Consider the following 17,601-nt stretch of genomic DNA (forward strand, 5'->3'; position numbering starts at 1 on the left):
AAGTCCCTTGCCCGCCGGTTCCCCGGCGGGCAAGGTCATGGCCACACCCACTGATCTGCCCGTTGACCCGCGTGATTACCGGCAGGACCGGCGGCCGAGGCACCCCACCCCGTACTCGGCCGCGCTCATGCGTCCGGCCTCTTGACAGACCCCCCGGCAGGCGGTTCCCGCTGCGCGACGTACCATGGGGTAAGGCCGTGGCAGGTTTTCGCCCGGCCGAGGCGAGCGTGCCGGACCGTACGCGACGCCATCCACTTATCCCGGGAGAAGCGCCGAAGTGCCCACGCGCCACGACATCCGTAACGTCGCCATCGTCGCCCACGTCGACCATGGCAAGACGACCATCGTCGATGCCATGCTCAAGCAGGCCGGTGCCTTCGCCGCCCACCAGCAGCTCGACGACCGCATGATGGACTCGAACGACCTGGAGCGTGAGAAGGGCATCACGATCCTCGCCAAGAACACGGCGGTGAAGTATCACCCCAAGGACGGCGGGGCCCCGATCACGATCAACATCATCGACACCCCCGGCCACGCCGACTTCGGTGGTGAGGTCGAGCGCGGTCTGTCGATGGTGGACGCCGTCGTCCTGCTGGTGGACGCCTCCGAGGGTCCGCTGCCCCAGACCCGCTTCGTGCTCCGCAAGGCCCTCCAGCAGCGCAAGCCGGTCATCCTCTGCATCAACAAGACGGACCGCCCGGACTCCCGGATCGACGAGGTCGTCAACGAGACCTACGACCTGTTCCTGGACCTGGACGCCGACGAGGACCAGATCGAGTTCCCGATCGTCTACGCCTGCGGCCGTGACGGCATCGCCTCGCTGACCAAGCCGGAGGACGGCACCGTCCCCGCCGACAGCGAGAACCTGGAGCCGTTCTTCTCCACCATCCTGGAGCACGTCCCGGCCCCGACGTACGACGAAGAGGCCCCCCTCCAGGCCCACGTCACCAACCTCGACGCCGACAACTTCCTCGGCCGCATCGCGCTGCTCCGCGTCGAGCAGGGCGAGCTGCGCAAGGGCCAGACGGTCGCGTGGATCAAGCGTGACGGCACGATCTCGAACGTCCGCATCACCGAGCTGATGATGACCGAGGCGCTCACCCGCAAGCCCGCCGAGGTCGCCGGCCCCGGTGACATCTGCGCGGTCGCCGGTATCCCCGAGATCATGATCGGTGAGACCCTGGCCGACCCGGAGAACCCGATCGCCCTGCCGCTCATCACGGTGGACGAGCCGGCCATCTCCATGGTCATCGGCACCAACACCTCCCCGATGGTCGGCCGCGGCGGCTCCGGCAAGGGCGCGGACGCCAAGGCCGCGGTCAAGGACCGCAAGGTCACCGCGCGCCAGGTCAAGGACCGTCTGGACCGCGAGCTGATCGGTAACGTCTCGCTGCGCGTCCTGGACACCGAGCGTCCGGACGCCTGGGAGGTCCAGGGCCGTGGTGAGCTCGCGCTCGCCATCCTGGTCGAGCAGATGCGCCGCGAGGGCTTCGAGCTGACCATCGGCAAGCCGCAGGTCGTCACCCGCGAGGTCGACGGCAAGGTCCACGAGCCGGTCGAGCGCATGACGATCGACGTGCCCGAGGAGCACATGGGCGCCGTCACGCAGCTCATGGGTGTCCGCAAGGGCCGCATGGACAACATGTCGAACCACGGCTCCGGCTGGGTGCGCATGGAGTTCGTCGTTCCGTCCCGCGGCCTCATCGGCTTCCGTACGGAGTTCCTGACCCAGACCCGCGGCACGGGCATCGGCCACTCGATCCACGAGGGCCACGAGCCGTGGTTCGGCCAGCTCGTCACCCGTAACAACGGCTCCCTGGTCGCCGACCGCTCCGGTGCGGTCACCGCGTTCGCGATGACCAACCTCCAGGAGCGCGGCGTCCTGTTCACCGACCCCGGCACCGAGGTGTACGAGGGCATGATCGTCGGCGAGAACTCCCGCGCCGACGACATGGACGTGAACATCACCAAGGAGAAGAAGCTCACCAACATGCGCTCCTCCTCCGCGGACACCTTCGAGGCGATCGTCCCGCCCCGCAAGCTCTCGCTGGAGCAGTCCCTGGAGTTCTGCCGCGACGACGAGTGCGTCGAGGTGACCCCCGAGGCCGTCCGCATCCGCAAGGTCGTCCTGGACCAGAAGGAGCGCTCGCGCACCGCTTCGCGCGCCAAGTCCGCGAAGTAACGGCACGTCGGCCCTGACGGGCCGAGACGCCACCGGCAGCCCCTCCACCACGGTTTCGTGGGGAGGGGCTGTTGGCGTTTGTCAACCGGATTCTCGTGTTCCAGTGTCCGCGGTGTCCGTATAGCGACCGTGACACTCCGGAAGATGGATCAACCGTCCGTTTCGCACGTGTCTGTCTCCTATCCGTTTGTCCGGATTTCGGGTTTTCGCCATGCGGTGATGTTGTGAAAACGAGACCACTTAAGTGTGGTTTACGGTCAGGCCGTCCCCGAGGATTGGCTCCATTGAGCTCGGGTCAATGGGTCACGCGCTGTGGGGAGCGCCGACTCACGAGCACACTCGGGGCACTGTTCAACTCGCCGTCAGGGGTGTCGGCGAAACGTCCATGTGTCCCGCACATCAAACAGTGGACTCATGAGGAGGAAACCCATGCGCGGTGCCAAGAGCGCCAAGTGGGTAGCGGGCGCGATCGTCGTCGCCCTGGCTGCGACCGCCTGCGGTGGCAACGACAAGGGCGACGCCGCCGGCAAGGGTGAGGTTGACCCGAACGGCATCTACTCCGTCGAGGTGGGCGAGCCCGAGAAGCTCCTCCAGCCGGCCGACACGATGGAGTCCAACGGCTCGATCGTCATGTCCGGGCTGTTCTCGCAGCTCGTCGACTACGACGCCGACGGCAAGCTGACCATGGTCAACGCCGAGTCGGTCGAGTCCAAGGACAGCAAGCTCTGGACCGTCAAGCTCAAGTCGGGCTGGACGTTCCACGACGGCACCAAGGTGACCGCCGACTCGTACGTCAAGGCCTGGAACTGGGCCGCGAACATCGAGAACAAGCAGGGCAACGCGTCCTGGTTCGCGGACATCAAGGGCTTCGAGGCGCTCCACCCCGAGGCCGAGGGCGCCAAGCCCACCGCCACGGCCCTGGAGGGTCTGAAGGTCGTCGACGAGAACACCTTCACCATCGAGCTCGCCAACGCCGTTCCGTACTTCGCGTACAAGCTCGGCTACGAGGTCTTCTCCCCGCTGCCCGAGTCCTTCTACAAGGACCCGAAGGCCGCCGGTGAGAAGCCGGTCGGCAACGGCCCGTACAAGTTCAAGTCGTGGGAGCACAAGAAGCAGATCGAGCTCACGCGCTTCGACGAGTACAAGGGCGAGAACAAGGCGAAGAACGGTGGTGTGATCCTCAAGAACTACTCCACCCTCGAAACCGCCTACGAGGACCTGAAGTCGGGCAACGTCGACGTCCTGCGTCAGATCGGCCCGAAGGACCTCCCGGTCTACCGCAACGACCTCGGCGACCGCGCCGTGGACCAGGCGTACTCCGCGATCCAGACCCTGGCCATCGCCTTCTACGCCGACCAGTGGAAGACCCCGAAGCCGGTCGACCCGAAGGTCATCCAGGGCCTGTCGATGGCGATCGACCGTGACACCATCACCAAGACCGTGCTCCAGGGCACCCGCGAGCCCGCCACGGGCTGGGTCGCCAAGGGCGTCCTCGGCTACACGCCGAACGCGACCGGTGACGTCACCAAGTTCAACCCGGCCAAGGCCAAGGAGCTCATCACCGCGGGCGGTGGCGTTCCGAACAACGAGATCTTCATCCAGTTCAACTCGGATGGCGGTCACAAGGAATGGGTCGACGCTGTCTGCAACAGCATCACCCAGGCCACCCAGGTCAAGTGCACCGGTGACGCCAAGCCGGACTTCCAGGCCGACCTCCAGGCCCGCAAGTCCAAGCAGGTCAAGTCGATCTACCGCTCCGGCTGGGTCCTCGACTACCCGGTGAACGCCAACTTCATCAGCGACCTGTTCCGCACCGGCGCGGGCGGCAACCAGGGTGGCTTCTCCAACGCCGACCTGGACGCCAAGATCGCCGCTGCCGACACGGCCTCGTCCCTCGACGAGTCGGTGAAGGCCTACCAGGCCGTCGAGAAGGACCTGGTGAACTACATGCCGTCGATCCCGCTCTGGTACTACAAGGTCAACGCGGGCTTCTCGGAGAAGGTCCAGAACGTGAAGTACGCCCAGGACGGCGACCCGATCCTCGAAGGCGTCGAGGTCAAGAAGTAAGTCCCACAGCGTAATTCCGCTCGACGGATGCGGACCGGCGGGGAGCCGGTCCGCATCCGGGCCTAAACGCAGAGCCCCGGGGGGCCCTTTCGCGACGCAGTGACGGTTCGTCACGCGCGTGCGTGGCGAAAGGGCCCGTCCGGCTGCCTCTGCCGCATCTTCTACGGAGGCATGATGGGGCGCTATGTCGCACGACGACTGCTCCAGATGATTCCGGTCTTCTTCGGGACGACCGCGCTCATCTTCTTGATGGTCTACAGCCTGCCCGGCGACCCCGTGGCCGGGCTCTTCGGTGACAAGGGAACAGACCCGGCCACGCTCGCCGCACTCAGGCACGAACACGGGCTCGACCTGCCGGTGTGGCAGCAGTACTACGAATACATGAAGGGCATCCTGGTCCACTTCGACTTCGGCAAGCAGATCCGAAGCGGACGTGAGATCACGGACGTCATCGGTTCGGCCTTCCCGGTCACGCTGAGACTGGCCTTCCTGGCCTTCGCGATCGAGATCGTCCTGGGTCTGGCCCTCGGGATCGTCGCAGGCCTCAAGGCCGGCAAGCTGGTGGACAACCTGGTCCTGATCCTCACGCTGCTGATCATCTCGATGCCGGTCTTCGTGCTCGGCTTCATCGTCAAGTCGGTGTTCGCCTTCCAGCTCGGCTGGATCGACCCCAACGTCAGCAACAAGGAGACGTGGGGCGAACTCATCGCGCCGGCCATCGTGCTCGGCTCGCTGTCGCTCGCCTACGTGGCCCGCCTGACCCGCACCTCGATGGCGGAGAACCTGCGCTCGGACTACATGCGCACGGCCATCGCCAAGGGCCTGCCCAAGCGGCGCGTCATCGGCGTCCACCTGATGCGCAACTCGATGATCCCCGTCGTGACCTTCCTGGGCACCGACATCGGTGCGCTCATGGGCGGCGCCGTCGTCACCGAGGGCATCTTCAACGTCAAGGGCGTCGGCGGTCTGATCTACGACTCCGTCGTCCGCCGCGAGGGTCTGACCGTCGTCGGTGTCGTCACCGTCCTGGTCGTCGTCTACCTCATAGCCAGCCTGCTCGTCGACCTCCTCTACGCGGTCATGGACCCGAGGATCCGGTATGCCTGACATGACCAAGACCGAAGCCGTCTCGACCGAGGGCGCTCTCGCCCCCGTCGACGCGATCGCTCCCGCCACCAAGGAGAAGGCGCGCAGCCTCTGGGGCGACGCCTGGTCCGACCTGCGTCGCAACCCGTACTTCGTGGTCTCCGCGGCGCTGATCCTCGTGCTCCTCGTGATCGCGGCCTTCCCGGGCTGGTTCACCAGCGCCGACCCCACCAAGGGCGACCTGGTCCACCACTTCCTCGGCAAGCCGGAGCTCTCCCAGATCGGTTCGCCCGACTGGTTCGGGTACGACGGTCAGGGCCGCAGCGTCTACGCCCGCCTGATCTACGGCACCCGGGCCTCGATCATCGTCGCCACCTGCGTGACCCTGATCGTCACCCTCGTCGGCGGTATCACGGGCATGATCGCCGGTTACTTCGGCGGCCTCACGGACACGCTGATCTCCGGTGTCACCAACATCTTCTTCGGCATCCCCTTCCTGCTCGGCTCGATGGTCGTCCTCCAGGCCTTCACCGACCGCACCGTGTGGACGGTCGTCTTCGCCCTGGCCTTCCTGGGCTGGACGCAGATCACCCGCGTCATGCGCGGTTCGGTCATCACCGTGAAGCAGGCCGACTACGTGCACGCCGCGAAGGCGCTGGGCGCCGGCACCACCCGGATCCTGTTCCGGCACATTCTGCCGAACGCCATGGCCCCGGTGATCGTGGTTTCGACGATCGCGCTCGGCGGCTACATTGCGGCCGAGGCCACCCTGTCCTACCTGGGTCTGGGTCTCGCGTCCCCGACCATCTCGTGGGGCGTGGACATCTCCGCCGGTGCCGCCCAGATCCGAGTCGCGCAGCACATCCTGCTGTACCCCTCGATCATGCTGAGCATCACCGTCCTCGCCTTCATCATGCTCGGCGAAGCGGTCCGCAACGCCCTCGACCCCAAGCTGCGCTGAGGAGGGCGTAAGTGATCACCATGGACAACACCTCCAGTGTTCCCGCCCCGCGCGACGGGAACGACCAGGCGCCGCTCCTCGAAGTGCGCGACCTGCACGTCGAGTTCCACACCCGCGACGGCGTGGCCAAGGCCGTCAACGGCGTCAACTACAGCGTGGGTGCCGGTGAGACCCTCGCCGTCCTCGGCGAGTCCGGCTCGGGCAAGTCCGTGACGGCGCAGGCCATCATGGGCATCCTCGACATGCCTCCCGGCAAGATCCCGCAGGGCGAGATCTTCTTCCGCGGCCAGGACATGCTCAAGATGAGCTTCGAGGAGCGGCGCAAGCTCCGCGGCCGGAAGATCGCCATGATCTTCCAGGACGCGCTGTCCTCGCTGAACCCGGTCCTCTCCGTCGGCTACCAGCTGGGCGAGATGTTCCGCGTCCACCAGGGGCTGTCGAAGAAGGAAGCCCGCCTCAAGGCCATCGAGCTGATGGACAAGGTCAAGATCCCGGCGGCGAAGGAGCGTGTGGACGACTACCCGCACCACTTCTCCGGCGGTATGCGCCAGCGCATCATGATCGCCATGGCGATCGCGCTGGAGCCGGACCTGATCATCGCCGACGAGCCGACCACGGCCCTCGACGTGACCGTCCAGGCCCAGGTCATGGACCTCCTCGCGGAGCTCCAGCGCGAGCTCAACATGGGTCTGATCCTGATCACCCACGACCTCGGCGTCGTCGCCGACGTCGCGGACAAGATCGCGGTCATGTACGCCGGCCGGATCGTCGAGACGGCCCCGGTGCACGAGATCTACAAGCGCCCGGCGCACCCGTACACCCGCGGTCTGCTGGACTCGATCCCGCGCCTGGACCAGAAGGGCCAGGAGCTCTTCGCGATCAAGGGCCTGCCGCCCAACCTCCTGCGGCTGCCGACCGGCTGCTCGTTCAACCCGCGCTGCACCGTCGCGCAGGACGTCTGCCGTACCGACGTGCCCCTGCTCCAGGTGGTCAGCGGGCAGGACGGCGCCGAGCTGCCCGGCCGCGCCAGCGCCTGCCACTTCTGGAAGGAGCAGCTCCATGGCTGAGCTCACCAAGAACGCCCCTGAGCGCGAGCCGATCCTCCAGGTCCGCAACCTGGTCAAGCACTTCCCGCTGACCCAGGGCATCCTGTTCAAGAAGCAGGTCGGCGCGGTCAAGGCCGTCGACGGCATCAGCTTCGACCTGTACCAGGGCGAGACGCTCGGCATCGTCGGCGAGTCCGGCTGTGGCAAGTCCACCGTCGCCAAGCTGCTGATGAACCTGGAGCGGGCCACCGCCGGCGAGGTCTTTTACAAGGGCCAGGACATCACCAAGCTGTCCGGGCGCGCCCTGAAGGCCGTCCGCCGCAACATCCAGATGGTGTTCCAGGACCCGTACACCTCGCTGAACCCCCGTATGACGGTCGGCGACATCATCGGCGAGACGTACGAGATCCACCCCGAGGTGGCTCCCAAGGGCGACCGGCGCCGCAAGGTCCAGGAACTCCTGGACGTCGTGGGCCTGAACCCCGAGTACATCAACCGCTACCCGCACCAGTTCTCCGGCGGCCAGCGCCAGCGCATCGGCATCGCCCGCGGCCTCGCGCTCAACCCGGAGATCATCATCTGCGACGAGCCGGTCTCCGCGCTCGACGTGTCGGTGCAGGCGCAGGTGATCAACCTGATGGAGAAGCTGCAGGACGAGTTCAACCTCTCCTACATCTTCATCGCGCACGACCTCTCGATCGTCCGGCACATCTCGGACCGCGTGGGCGTCATGTACCTGGGCAAGATGGCCGAGATCGGCACGGACGCCCAGATCTACGACCACCCGACGCACCCGTACACCCAGGCCCTGCTGTCGGCCGTGCCCGTCCCGGACCCGGAGGCCCGCGCCCACCGCGAGCGGATCATCCTCACCGGTGACGTCCCCTCGCCGGCCAACCCGCCGTCGGGCTGCCGCTTCCGCACCCGCTGCTGGAAGGCCGAGGACCGCTGCTCCACGGAGGAGCCGCTGCTGGCGATCCCGACGCGCTTCCAGGGTGGCGACTCCCCGGCCGCGCACGAGTCGGCGTGCCACTTCGCGGAGGAGAAGGCCGTCCTGGCCATCTGATCCCCCGGAACGACGGACGGGGCCCAGCCGATCCCGGCTGGGCCCCGTCCGCTTTCCCGCACCGCCGAAAGCGACCCCCAGGAGGCACCCCCCATGCGCACAGCGGGCACCCAGTGGATCGCCGGTGCCGTCGTCCTGGCGCTGACCGCCACCGCGTGCGGAGCCGGTGAGGACACGCGGTCCGGCAAGGCCGGCGGGCACATCACCGTGGCCCTCGGCGAGCCGCAGCGGGGGCTGGTGGGGCAGCAGACCGTCGAGACCGAGGGCGCGGAAGTCCTCCACGCGCTGTTCACCGGCCTGGTCGAGTACGACACGAAGACCAACGAGCCCATGCTGGCGATCGCCGAGTCCATCGACAGCGCGGATTCCAAGACCTGGACGATCAGGATCAAGGACGGGTTCACGTTCCACAACGGCGAGAAGGTCGACGCGCGGTCCTTCGTCCGCGCCTGGAACTGGGGTGCCGACCAGGAGAACGGTGCCGAGGCGATGGGCTTCTTCTCGAAGATCGAGGGCTCCGAGCAGCTGGCCCCGGGCAAGGGCGGGAAGCCCACCGCCAAGGAGCTGAAGGGCCTGCGGGTCGTCGACGACCGGACGTTCACGGTCACCCTGAAGGCGCCGTTCTCCCAGTTCCGGACCATGCTCGGATACGACGCCTTCTACCCGCTGCCCAAGGCGTTCGAGGCCGACCCGAAGGCCTTCGGCCAGTCCCCGATCGGAAACGGCCCGTTCCGCATGGACGGCGCCTGGGAGCACCACAAGCAGATCAAGGTCAAGAAGTACGACAAGTACCCGGCCGAGGGGCGCGCGAAGCTCGACGCCGTGACCTTCAAGATCTACGACGACCTGGACACCGCCTACGCCGACCTGCGCAAGAACGCCCTCCAGATCACCGACAAGCTGCCGGTCTCCGCTCTCGCCACGGTCGCCGAGGAGTTCGGCGACCGCTACATCTACAAGCCGGAGGCGTCCGTCGGCTACCTCGGCCTCCCGCTGGCGGCCAACCCCGAGGCCTTCGGCAAGGTGGAGATCCGCAGGGCGATCTCGATGGCCATCGACCGGGACGCCATCTCCAAGAAGGTCTTCCACGGCACCCGCAAGGTGGCCGACGACTTCATCAGCCCGGTCGTCCCCGGCTACCGCCGCGGCGCCCTGGGCGAGGCCGGCACCTACAACCCGATCAAGGCGAAGGCACTGTTCGAGCAGGCCGGCGGCATCCCCGGCAACAAGCTGGAGCTCGGCTACAACGACGACGGCGGCCACCGGGAGTGGATCGAGGCCGTCGCCGCCCAGCTGAAGGCGAACCTCGGCCTCGACGTCACCACCAAGCCGTACCAGAGCGCCGGCGCCCTGACCGACGACGTGAAGTCCCAGCGGTTCAAGGGCGCCTTCCGGATGGGCTGGGCCATGGACTACCCGGCGGCCGAGAACTACCTGCGTCCGGTCTTCTCGAAGGAGGCCATCGCGAACGGCTCCAACTTCGGGCGGTACGCGAACGACGAGTTCGAGGCCGTCCTCGCCGCCGCCGACCGGGCGACCGACCCGGCCGAGAGCCTGAAGCTCTACCAGCAGGCCGACGACATCGTCATCAGGGACCTCCCGTACATCCCGGTCTTCACCTACATGTCGGCCGTGGCCCACACCAAGTCCGTGAGGAACGTCGCGGTCGACGGCCAGGGCCGGATGGACCTCGCGCACGTCGAGCTCGACTGACACCCCGTCGGGGGGTCCGCGCCGCAGGGAGTTGCGGGGCCCCGCCGACGCGCGGACAGTGGGCGGGTGATCGCGACACCGTACGACCGCCGCAGGCGGCGCACGCCGACCGTACGGCCCGCCGGGCCCGGGGACGCCTCCGACATCTGCGCCCTGCTCAACGCCGTCGACGTGATCGAGATCGGCAGACCGGAGACCGACCTCGCCGCCGTCGAGGCCGACCTCCACCACCCCGGCACCGACCTGGCCAAGGACTCCTGGCTGGCCTTCGAGGACGGCCGGCTCGTGTCCTACGCCCAGGTGTGGCACGACTCCGGGCCCGGCAGGATCGACTCCGACCACTGCGTACTGCCCGGCCACCGCCCGGCCGCCGTCCGGCTGCTGGAGCTGATGGAGGCCCGGGCCCGCGAGCTGACCGCGGGGGAGGGGGACGCCGTCCTGCGGCTCCGGCTGGGCGCGGAGCCGGTCCTCGACGCCGACGTGCTGCCCGGCCGCGGCTACCGGTCCGTGCGCCGCCACCAGGTGATGACCCGGGCCCTGTCCCCGGCCGCCGACCCGCAGCCCGTCCCTCCCGAGGGGCTCGTCCTGCGCGACTGCGCCGCCGACGAGGCCGACCGCCGCCGTGCCCACGCCCTCGTCGAGGAGGCCTTCGCCGCCCACTTCGGCCATGTGCGCCGCCCGTACGAGGGATGGCTGGACCACCTCGACGCCCGCGGCCTCGACTGGTCGCTGGTCTGGATCGCCGGTCTGCCGGACACCGGCGACGCGGGTGTCCTGCTCACCCGCGACGACCGCACCAGCATGGGCTGGCTCCACTACCTCGGCGTCCGCGCCGACCTGCGCGGCCGGGGCATCGGCGGCTTCCTCCTGCGCCACGCCTTCGCCGCCTACGCGGCGCGCGGCCGGGACACCCTCGGCCTCGGCGTCGACACCCGCAACGAGACCGGCGCCCTCGCGTTCTACGAGGCGTACGGCATGCGCCCGCACCACGCGGTGGACACCTGGGAGCTGAGTTTGCACTCGCGCGGGTGACAGGCGCGGGACGCGAGGGTGCAATCGGTCCAACGAGGAGTGTCGCGGCCCCCACATAGGGTGACATTGGGCCCTAAGTGAGTCTTGGGAGCCATAGGAGGCACTCCATGCGCGGAGCCACCCACGCCAAGTGGGCCGCATGTGCGGTCGCCGTCGCCCTCACGGCGACGGCCTGCGGCGGGGGCGGTGACAGCGGTGGAGGCGGTGGCTCCGGAATCGTCAGCTCCTCCTGGGGCGACCCCCAGAACCCGTTGGAGCCGGCCAACACCAACGAGGTGCAGGGCGGCAAGGTCCTCGACATGCTCTTCCGCGGCCTCAAGCGGTACGACCCGAAGACCGGCCAGGCGAACAACATGGTCGCCGAGAAGATCGAGACGACGGACAGCCAGAACTTCACGATCACGCTGAAGGACGGCTGGAAGTTCAGCAACGGCGAGCCCGTCACCTCCCAGTCCTTCGTGGACGCGTGGAACTACGGAGCGGACGTGCGCAACAAGCAGAACAACTCGCCCTTCTTCTCCGACATCGTCGGCTACGCGGACGTGCACCCGGCGAGCGGCGAGCCCAAGGCCAAGACGATGTCCGGGCTGGTCGTCAAGAGCCCCACCGTCTTCACGGTCGCCCTGAAGGACAAGTTCTCCACCTGGCCCGAGACCCTCGGCTACCAGGCCTTCTCCCCGCTGCCCAAGTCCTTCTTCACCGACCACTCCGGCTGGCTGAACAAGCCGGTGGGCAACGGCCCCTACACGGTGAACTCGTACACCAAGGGCACCGGGATGCAGCTGCGCAAGTGGGACGCCTACGGCGGCCCCGACAAGGCGCAGAACAACGGCGTCGACCTCAAGGTCTACACCGACAACAACACCGCCTACACCGACCTGATCTCCGGCAACCTCGACCTCGTCGACGACGTCCCGGCGCAGCAGCTGAAGAACGTCAAGAACGACCTGGGCGACCGCTACATCAACCAGCCGGCCCTGATCATCCAGACCCTCACCTTCCCGCTGTACGACCCCCAGTGGAACAAGGAGGGCTCCGAGAAGGTCCGCCTGGGCATCTCGCGGGCCATCAACCGCGACGAGATCACCAAGCAGATCTTCCGCGAGACCCGCACCCCCGCCAAGGACTGGACCTCCCCGGCCCTCGGCGAGAAGGGCGGCTTCAACGCGACGATCTGCGGCGACGCCTGCGTCTTCGACCCGGCCGAGGCCAAGAAGCTCATCCAGGAGGGCGGCGGCCTGCCCGGCGGCAAGGTCACGCTGACCTCCAACGTGGACACCGGCTCGCACCGCGAGTGGATGGACGCCGTCTGCAACAGCATCAACAACGCGCTGGGCGAGGGCCCCGTCTGCACGGTCAACCCGGTCGGCACCTTCGCCGACTTCCGCAACCAGCAGAGCAGTTACAAGCTGACCGGCCCGTTCCGCTCCGGCTGGCAGGCCGACTACCCGCTCATCCAGAACTTCCTCCAGCCGCTGTACTACACCGGCGCCTCCTCCAACTACGGGAAGTTCAGCAACGCCGACTTCGACAAGCTCGTCGACGAGGCGAACCGGGAGAGCGACTCCGCCAAGGCCATCGCCAAGTTCCAGGACGCCGAGAAGGTCCTCGCCCAGCAGATGCCGTCCATCCCCCTCTGGTACCAGAACGGCAGCGCGGGCTACTCCGAGCGGCTCTCGGACGTGACGCTCAACCAGTTCAGCGTCCCCGTGTACGACCAGATCAAGGTCAGCTGACCACCCACCGGATCGAACCTGGAGCAGTCCATGGGACGTTATGTGATCCGGCGGCTGCTCCAGATGATCCCCGTGTTCATCGGCAGCACGTTCCTGATCTTCTTCATGGTGTACGCGCTCGGTGACCCGGTCGCCGCCCTCTTCGGAGACAAGGCCCCCGACCCGGCCACCGCCGCGCGCATCCGCAAGGACCTCTACCTCGACCGCCCCCTGTGGCAGCAGTACCTCCACTACATGGGGCAGATCTTCCAGGGCGACTTCGGCACGGCCTTCAACGGCCAGTCCGTCACCGAGCTGATGGCCTCGGCCTTCCCCGTCACCCTGCGCCTGACCATGGTCGCGATCTTCTTCGAGATCGTCATCGGCATCACCCTCGGCGTGATCAGCGGACTGCGCCGGGGCAAAGCCACCGACACCTCGCTGCTGGTGCTGACCCTCGTGGTCATCTCCGTGCCCACCTTCGTGACGGGCTACGTCCTCCAGTTCGTCTTCGGCGTCAAACTCCAGTGGGTGCGGCCCACCGTCTCCCCGGACGTCCCCTTCAACGAGCTGATCCTGCCCGGCCTCGTGCTCGCCCTGGTCTCCCTGGCGTACGTCACCCGCCTCACGCGCACCTCCATCGCCGAGAACGTCAAGGCCGACTACATCCGCACCGCCGTCGCCAAGGGCCTGCCGCGCCGCCGGATCGTCACGCGCCACCTGCTGCGCAACTCCCTGATCCCGGTGGTCACCTTCATCGGCACCGACATCGGCGCCCTCATGGGCGGGGCCATCATCACCGAGCGGATCTTCAACATCCGGGGCGTCGGCTACCAGCTGTACCAGGGCATCCTGCGCAACAACGCGCCCACGGTGGTCGGCTTCGTGACCATCCTCGTCATCGTCTTCCTGCTGGCGAACCTGCTCGTCGACCTGCTCTACGCGGTCCTGGACCCGAGGATCCGTTATGCCTGATCCCGAGCGCCCCGAACCAGGTGGTTACGACCCGGTGGGCCCCCGCCCCAAGGAGGCGGTCTCCCCCACCGGCCAGGGGGGACCCATGGATCTCGCGCTGGACGAGGCCGAAAGCGTGGAAGGCATCGAGAAGACCGCCGGACCGGGCCCGAGCGGCCCGAAGGAGAAGGCCCGCTCCCTGTGGTCCGACGCCTGGCACCAGCTGCGCCGCAACCCCGTCTTCATCCTCTCCGCGCTGGTGATCCTCTTCCTCGTCGTCATCTCGATCTGGCCGCAGCTCATCGCGAGCGGCGACCCCCTCCAGTGCGACCTGTCCAAGTCCCAGGAGGGCTCCGCACCGGGCCACCCCTTCGGCTACGACACCCAGGGCTGTGACGTCTACACCCGTACCGTCTACGGAGCCCGCGCCTCCATCACCGTCGGCGTCTGCGCCACCCTCGGCGCCGCCCTGCTCGGCTCCGCCCTCGGCGGCCTCGCCGGCTTCTTCGGCGGCTGGGGCGACTCCCTGGTCTCCCGGGTCGCCGACATCTTCTTCGGCATCCCGGTCATCCTCGGTGGCCTGGTCTTCCTGTCGGTCGTCACCGGCACCACCGTCTGGCCCGTGGTCGGCTTCATCGTGCTGCTCGGCTGGCCGCAGATCGCCCGCATCGCCCGCGGCTCGGTGATCACCGCCAAGCAGAACGACTACGTCCAGGCCGCCCGGGCCCTGGGCGCCGGCAACGGCCGGATGCTGCTGCGGCACGTGGCGCCCAACGCCGTCGCCCCCGTCATCGTCGTCGCCACGATCGCGCTCGGCACGTACGTCGCCCTGGAGGCCACCCTGTCCTTCCTCGGCGTGGGCCTGCGCCCGCCCACCGTCTCCTGGGGCATCGACATCTCCAACGCCGCCTCGCAGATCCGCAACGCCCCGCACATGCTGCTCTGGCCGGCGGCCGCGCTGAGCATCACGGTGCTCGCCTTCATCATGCTCGGCGACGCGGTGCGCGACGCCCTCGACCCCAAGCTGCGCTGAGGAGCCCCGCACATGCTGCTCGAAGTCCGCGACCTGCACGTGGAATTCAAGACGCGCGACGGAGTCGCGAAGGCGGTCAACGGAGTCGACTACTCGGTGGACGCGGGCGAGACCCTCGCCGTGCTCGGCGAGTCCGGCTCCGGCAAGTCGGTGACCGCCCAGGCCGTGATGGGGATCCTGGACATGCCGCCGGGCCGCATCACGAGCGGCGAGATCCTGTTCAACGGCAAGGACCTCCTGAAGATGAAGGAGGACGAACGGCGCAAGGTCCGCGGCGCCGGCATGGCCATGATCTTCCAGGACGCGCTGTCCTCCCTGAACCCCGTGCTGAGCGTCGGCGCGCAGCTCGGCGAGATGTACGAGGTGCACCGCGGGATGTCCCGCAAGGACGCCAGGGGCAAGGCCGTCGAGCTGATGGACCGGGTGAAGATCCCCGCCGCCAGGGAGCGGGTGGGGGACTACCCGCACCAGTTCTCCGGCGGCATGCGCCAGCGGATCATGATTGCCATGGCGTTGGCCCTGGAGCCCTCGCTGATCATCGCCGACGAGCCGACCACCGCCCTCGACGTCACCGTCCAGGCGCAGGTGATGGACCTGCTGGCCGAGCTCCAGCGCGAACTGCACATGGGCCTCATCCTGATCACCCACGACCTGGGCGTGGTCGCCGACGTGGCCGACAAGATCGCCGTCATGTACGCGGGACGGATCGTCGAGGCGGCGCCCGTCCACGCCATCTACAAGGCCCCGGCCCACCCCTACACCCGCGGCCTGCTGGACTCGATCCCGCGCCTGGACCAGAAGGGCCAGGAGCTCTACGCCATCAAGGGCCTGCCGCCCAACCTGCTGGCCATCCCGTCCGGTTGCGCCTTCAACCCGCGTTGCCCGATGGCGCAGGCCGTGTGCCGCACCGACGTCCCGCCGCTGTACGGGGTGACCGGGACGCCCGAGGCGCGGACCAGCGCCTGCCACTTCTGGAAGGAGTGCCTCCATGGCTGAGTCCCTTCTCGAAGTGAAGGACCTGGTCAAGTACTACCCCCTGACCCAGGGCATCGTCTTCCGCAAACAGGTCGGCGCGGTCAAGGCCGTGGACGGGGTCTCCTTCGCGCTGCGGGCCGGCGAAACCCTCGGCATCGTCGGAGAGTCCGGCTGCGGCAAGTCCACCGTCGCCAAGATGCTGGTGAACCTGGAACGCCCGACCGCGGGCGCGATCTCGTACAAGGGCGAGGACATCACCAAGCTGTCGGGCCGGGCCCTCAAGGCCGTCCGCCGCAACATCCAGATGGTCTTCCAGGACCCGTACACCTCGCTCAACCCGCGCATGACGGTCGGCGACATCATCGGCGAGCCGTACGAGATCCACCCCGAGGTGGCCCCGAAGGGCGACCGGCGGCGCAAGGTCCAGGAACTCCTCGACGTGGTCGGCCTGAACCCCGAGTACGTCAACCGCTACCCGCACCAGTTCTCCGGCGGCCAGCGCCAGCGCATCGGCATCGCCCGCGGCCTCGCCCTGCGGCCCGAGATCATCGTCGCCGACGAGCCGGTCTCCGCGCTCGACGTCTCCGTCCAGGCCCAGGTGATCAACCTGCTGGAGCGGCTCCAGAACGAGTTCGACCTGAGCTATGTCTTCATCGCGCACGACCTGTCGATCGTGCGGCACATCTCCGACCGGGTCGGCGTGATGTACCTGGGCCGGATCGTGGAGATCGGCTCCGACGCCCAGATCTACGACCACCCGACGCACCCGTACACCCAGGCCCTGCTGTCGGCCGTGCCCGTCCCGGACCCGGAGGCCCGCGCCCACCGCGAGCGGATCATCCTCAGCGGCGACGTGCCCTCCCCGGCCAACCCGCCGTCGGGCTGCCGCTTCCGCACCCGCTGCTGGAAGGCGCAGCCCCGCTGCACGACCGAGGTCCCGCTGCTGGCCGTCCCCGCGGCCTTCCCCTCGGGCCCGGCGGCCCACCCCTCGGCCTGCCACTTCGCGGCGGAGAAGCAGGTGGTGCCCCCCTCTCCGCCGGAGGGCGGTGCGGTCGGGAAGACCCTGGGCGGCGGGGGCGTATGACCCGGCGCAGGGCGCCCGTTCGGGGCGCACGGCCGGGCCGTTCCGGTCGAATGCGCCCCGCCGCGCCGGACATGCCGAAGTACCGATGATTTCCGGCCACGCCCGGCGGCCTCCGGCCGACCGTTCGGGATGCCGGGAGGTACGAGCAACTCGGTTAACATGTAGGCAACTTGACCGTTTCTGCCCCGGGATCCGGGGCATGCAGCCTGTGTGACGTGCGGCCGTGCGGGTGCCGACAGTCGACCGGAGGGGGCCAGAACCCCTCCGGTCGGCCTCTGCCGTGACCCAACCCGTGCGCGGCGTGCGCCCCTCGTGCTGCCGGAATTCGATCGATGCGCTGGTACGGATAGTTATGATCCGTAGCGCACGGTGGGTATGAGTCCTACCGAGCACGAATGCGCTTACCGATGTCCGCTCGACGTGGAGGTGAACCGCCGTGGCACTCTCGATCTCGGCCGTGGTGCTGCTGGCGATCGTCGTCTTCCTGCTGGTCCGCAGGTCGGGCCTGAAAGCGGGACACGCGGTGGTCTGCGTACTGCTCGGCTTCTATCTGGCGAGCTCCACGATCGCTCCGACCCTCAGCCAGCTCACCTCCAACGTGGCGAGCATGATCAGCGGCCTCAAGTTCTGAGCCCGTCGCGCGGGGGTGCCTCCCGGGGTCCGGCCCGATCGAAATGACAGGCCCTA

Annotated in this window: 14 protein-coding genes; all 14 read left to right on the top strand. The window is 68.1% G+C overall.

Annotated features, from left to right (window positions below):
- Positions 1 to 277: 277 nt before the first annotated feature.
- The 14 genes from typA (at position 278) to ACFYYJ_RS31540 (ending at position 17,545) form a co-directional block, all read left to right on the top strand.
- Positions 278 to 2,182: a translational GTPase TypA gene (gene typA / locus ACFYYJ_RS31475; RefSeq protein WP_385126054.1), complete on the top strand. Its 1,905-nt coding sequence runs from the start codon at positions 278 to 280 to the stop codon at positions 2,180 to 2,182.
- 429 nt (positions 2,183 to 2,611) lie between these two features.
- Positions 2,612 to 4,249 (top strand): ABC transporter substrate-binding protein, encoded by a 1,638-nt coding sequence (locus ACFYYJ_RS31480; RefSeq protein ID WP_385126055.1) that lies wholly within the window; start codon positions 2,612 to 2,614, stop codon positions 4,247 to 4,249.
- 174 nt (positions 4,250 to 4,423) lie between these two features.
- The gene (locus ACFYYJ_RS31485; protein ID WP_385126057.1) at positions 4,424 to 5,356 is read left to right on the top strand and encodes an ABC transporter permease; all 933 of its coding nucleotides are present in this window, start codon (positions 4,424 to 4,426) and stop codon (positions 5,354 to 5,356) included.
- Positions 5,349 to 6,296, top strand: a complete 948-nt coding sequence (locus ACFYYJ_RS31490; RefSeq protein WP_385126058.1) for an ABC transporter permease — start codon at positions 5,349 to 5,351, stop codon at positions 6,294 to 6,296. Before ACFYYJ_RS31485 ends, ACFYYJ_RS31490 begins: the two co-directional genes overlap by 8 nt.
- 20 nt (positions 6,297 to 6,316) lie before the next feature.
- Positions 6,317 to 7,363, top strand: a complete 1,047-nt coding sequence (locus ACFYYJ_RS31495; protein WP_385126091.1) for an ABC transporter ATP-binding protein — start codon at positions 6,317 to 6,319, stop codon at positions 7,361 to 7,363.
- Complete coding sequence (locus ACFYYJ_RS31500; RefSeq protein WP_385126059.1) at positions 7,356 to 8,408, top strand: ABC transporter ATP-binding protein; 1,053 nt, start codon at positions 7,356 to 7,358, stop codon at positions 8,406 to 8,408. Before ACFYYJ_RS31495 ends, ACFYYJ_RS31500 begins: the two co-directional genes overlap by 8 nt.
- Before the next feature lie 93 nt (positions 8,409 to 8,501).
- Positions 8,502 to 10,121 (top strand): ABC transporter substrate-binding protein, encoded by a 1,620-nt coding sequence (locus ACFYYJ_RS31505; protein ID WP_385366218.1) that lies wholly within the window; start codon positions 8,502 to 8,504, stop codon positions 10,119 to 10,121.
- 66 nt (positions 10,122 to 10,187) lie between these two features.
- The gene (locus ACFYYJ_RS31510) at positions 10,188 to 11,153 is read left to right on the top strand and encodes a GNAT family N-acetyltransferase (RefSeq protein ID WP_389137472.1); all 966 of its coding nucleotides are present in this window, start codon (positions 10,188 to 10,190) and stop codon (positions 11,151 to 11,153) included.
- Between the two features lie 107 nt (positions 11,154 to 11,260).
- Positions 11,261 to 12,889 carry an ABC transporter substrate-binding protein gene (locus ACFYYJ_RS31515; protein ID WP_385126063.1) on the top strand — a complete coding sequence of 543 codons (1,629 nt, stop codon included), beginning with the start codon at positions 11,261 to 11,263 and terminating at the stop codon, positions 12,887 to 12,889.
- A 30-nt stretch (positions 12,890 to 12,919) separates the two neighbouring features.
- The gene (locus tag ACFYYJ_RS31520) at positions 12,920 to 13,843 is read left to right on the top strand and encodes an ABC transporter permease (RefSeq protein WP_385126065.1); all 924 of its coding nucleotides are present in this window, start codon (positions 12,920 to 12,922) and stop codon (positions 13,841 to 13,843) included.
- Between the two features lie 85 nt (positions 13,844 to 13,928).
- Positions 13,929 to 14,855, top strand: coding sequence for an ABC transporter permease (locus tag ACFYYJ_RS31525; RefSeq protein ID WP_385366219.1), 927 nt, complete (start codon positions 13,929 to 13,931; stop codon positions 14,853 to 14,855).
- Between the two features lie 12 nt (positions 14,856 to 14,867).
- A complete protein-coding gene (locus tag ACFYYJ_RS31530) occupies positions 14,868 to 15,851 on the top strand; it encodes an ABC transporter ATP-binding protein (RefSeq protein ID WP_385126066.1) in 984 nt (327 codons plus the stop codon).
- The gene (locus ACFYYJ_RS31535) at positions 15,844 to 16,914 is read left to right on the top strand and encodes an ABC transporter ATP-binding protein (protein ID WP_385126067.1); all 1,071 of its coding nucleotides are present in this window, start codon (positions 15,844 to 15,846) and stop codon (positions 16,912 to 16,914) included. Before ACFYYJ_RS31530 ends, ACFYYJ_RS31535 begins: the two co-directional genes overlap by 8 nt.
- A gap of 436 nt (positions 16,915 to 17,350) precedes the next feature.
- Positions 17,351 to 17,545: a hypothetical protein gene (locus ACFYYJ_RS31540; RefSeq protein WP_053677094.1), complete on the top strand. Its 195-nt coding sequence runs from the start codon at positions 17,351 to 17,353 to the stop codon at positions 17,543 to 17,545.
- Positions 17,546 to 17,601 lie beyond the last annotated feature (56 nt).

Source organism: Streptomyces sp. NPDC002467 (assembly GCF_042889825.1).
Classification (GTDB): Bacteria; Actinomycetota; Actinomycetes; order Streptomycetales; family Streptomycetaceae; genus Streptomyces.

What these genes read in the sequence shown, in the direction of transcription:
- ACFYYJ_RS31480 (WP_385126055.1), top strand. Translation starts at nt 2,612, where the DNA reads ATGCGCGGTGCCAAGAGCGCCAAGTGGGTAGCGGGCGCGATCGTCGTC.
- ACFYYJ_RS31495 (WP_385126091.1), top strand. Translation starts at nt 6,317, where the DNA reads ATGGACAACACCTCCAGTGTTCCCGCCCCGCGCGACGGGAACGACCAG.
- ACFYYJ_RS31515 (WP_385126063.1), top strand. Translation starts at nt 11,261, where the DNA reads ATGCGCGGAGCCACCCACGCCAAGTGGGCCGCATGTGCGGTCGCCGTC.
- ACFYYJ_RS31520 (WP_385126065.1), top strand. Translation starts at nt 12,920, where the DNA reads ATGGGACGTTATGTGATCCGGCGGCTGCTCCAGATGATCCCCGTGTTC.
- ACFYYJ_RS31530 (WP_385126066.1), top strand. Translation starts at nt 14,868, where the DNA reads ATGCTGCTCGAAGTCCGCGACCTGCACGTGGAATTCAAGACGCGCGAC.
- ACFYYJ_RS31500 (WP_385126059.1), top strand. Translation starts at nt 7,356, where the DNA reads ATGGCTGAGCTCACCAAGAACGCCCCTGAGCGCGAGCCGATCCTCCAG.
- ACFYYJ_RS31505 (WP_385366218.1), top strand. Translation starts at nt 8,502, where the DNA reads ATGCGCACAGCGGGCACCCAGTGGATCGCCGGTGCCGTCGTCCTGGCG.
- ACFYYJ_RS31485 (WP_385126057.1), top strand. Translation starts at nt 4,424, where the DNA reads ATGGGGCGCTATGTCGCACGACGACTGCTCCAGATGATTCCGGTCTTC.
- ACFYYJ_RS31535 (WP_385126067.1), top strand. Translation starts at nt 15,844, where the DNA reads ATGGCTGAGTCCCTTCTCGAAGTGAAGGACCTGGTCAAGTACTACCCC.
- ACFYYJ_RS31490 (WP_385126058.1), top strand. Translation starts at nt 5,349, where the DNA reads ATGCCTGACATGACCAAGACCGAAGCCGTCTCGACCGAGGGCGCTCTC.
- ACFYYJ_RS31525 (WP_385366219.1), top strand. Translation starts at nt 13,929, where the DNA reads ATGGATCTCGCGCTGGACGAGGCCGAAAGCGTGGAAGGCATCGAGAAG.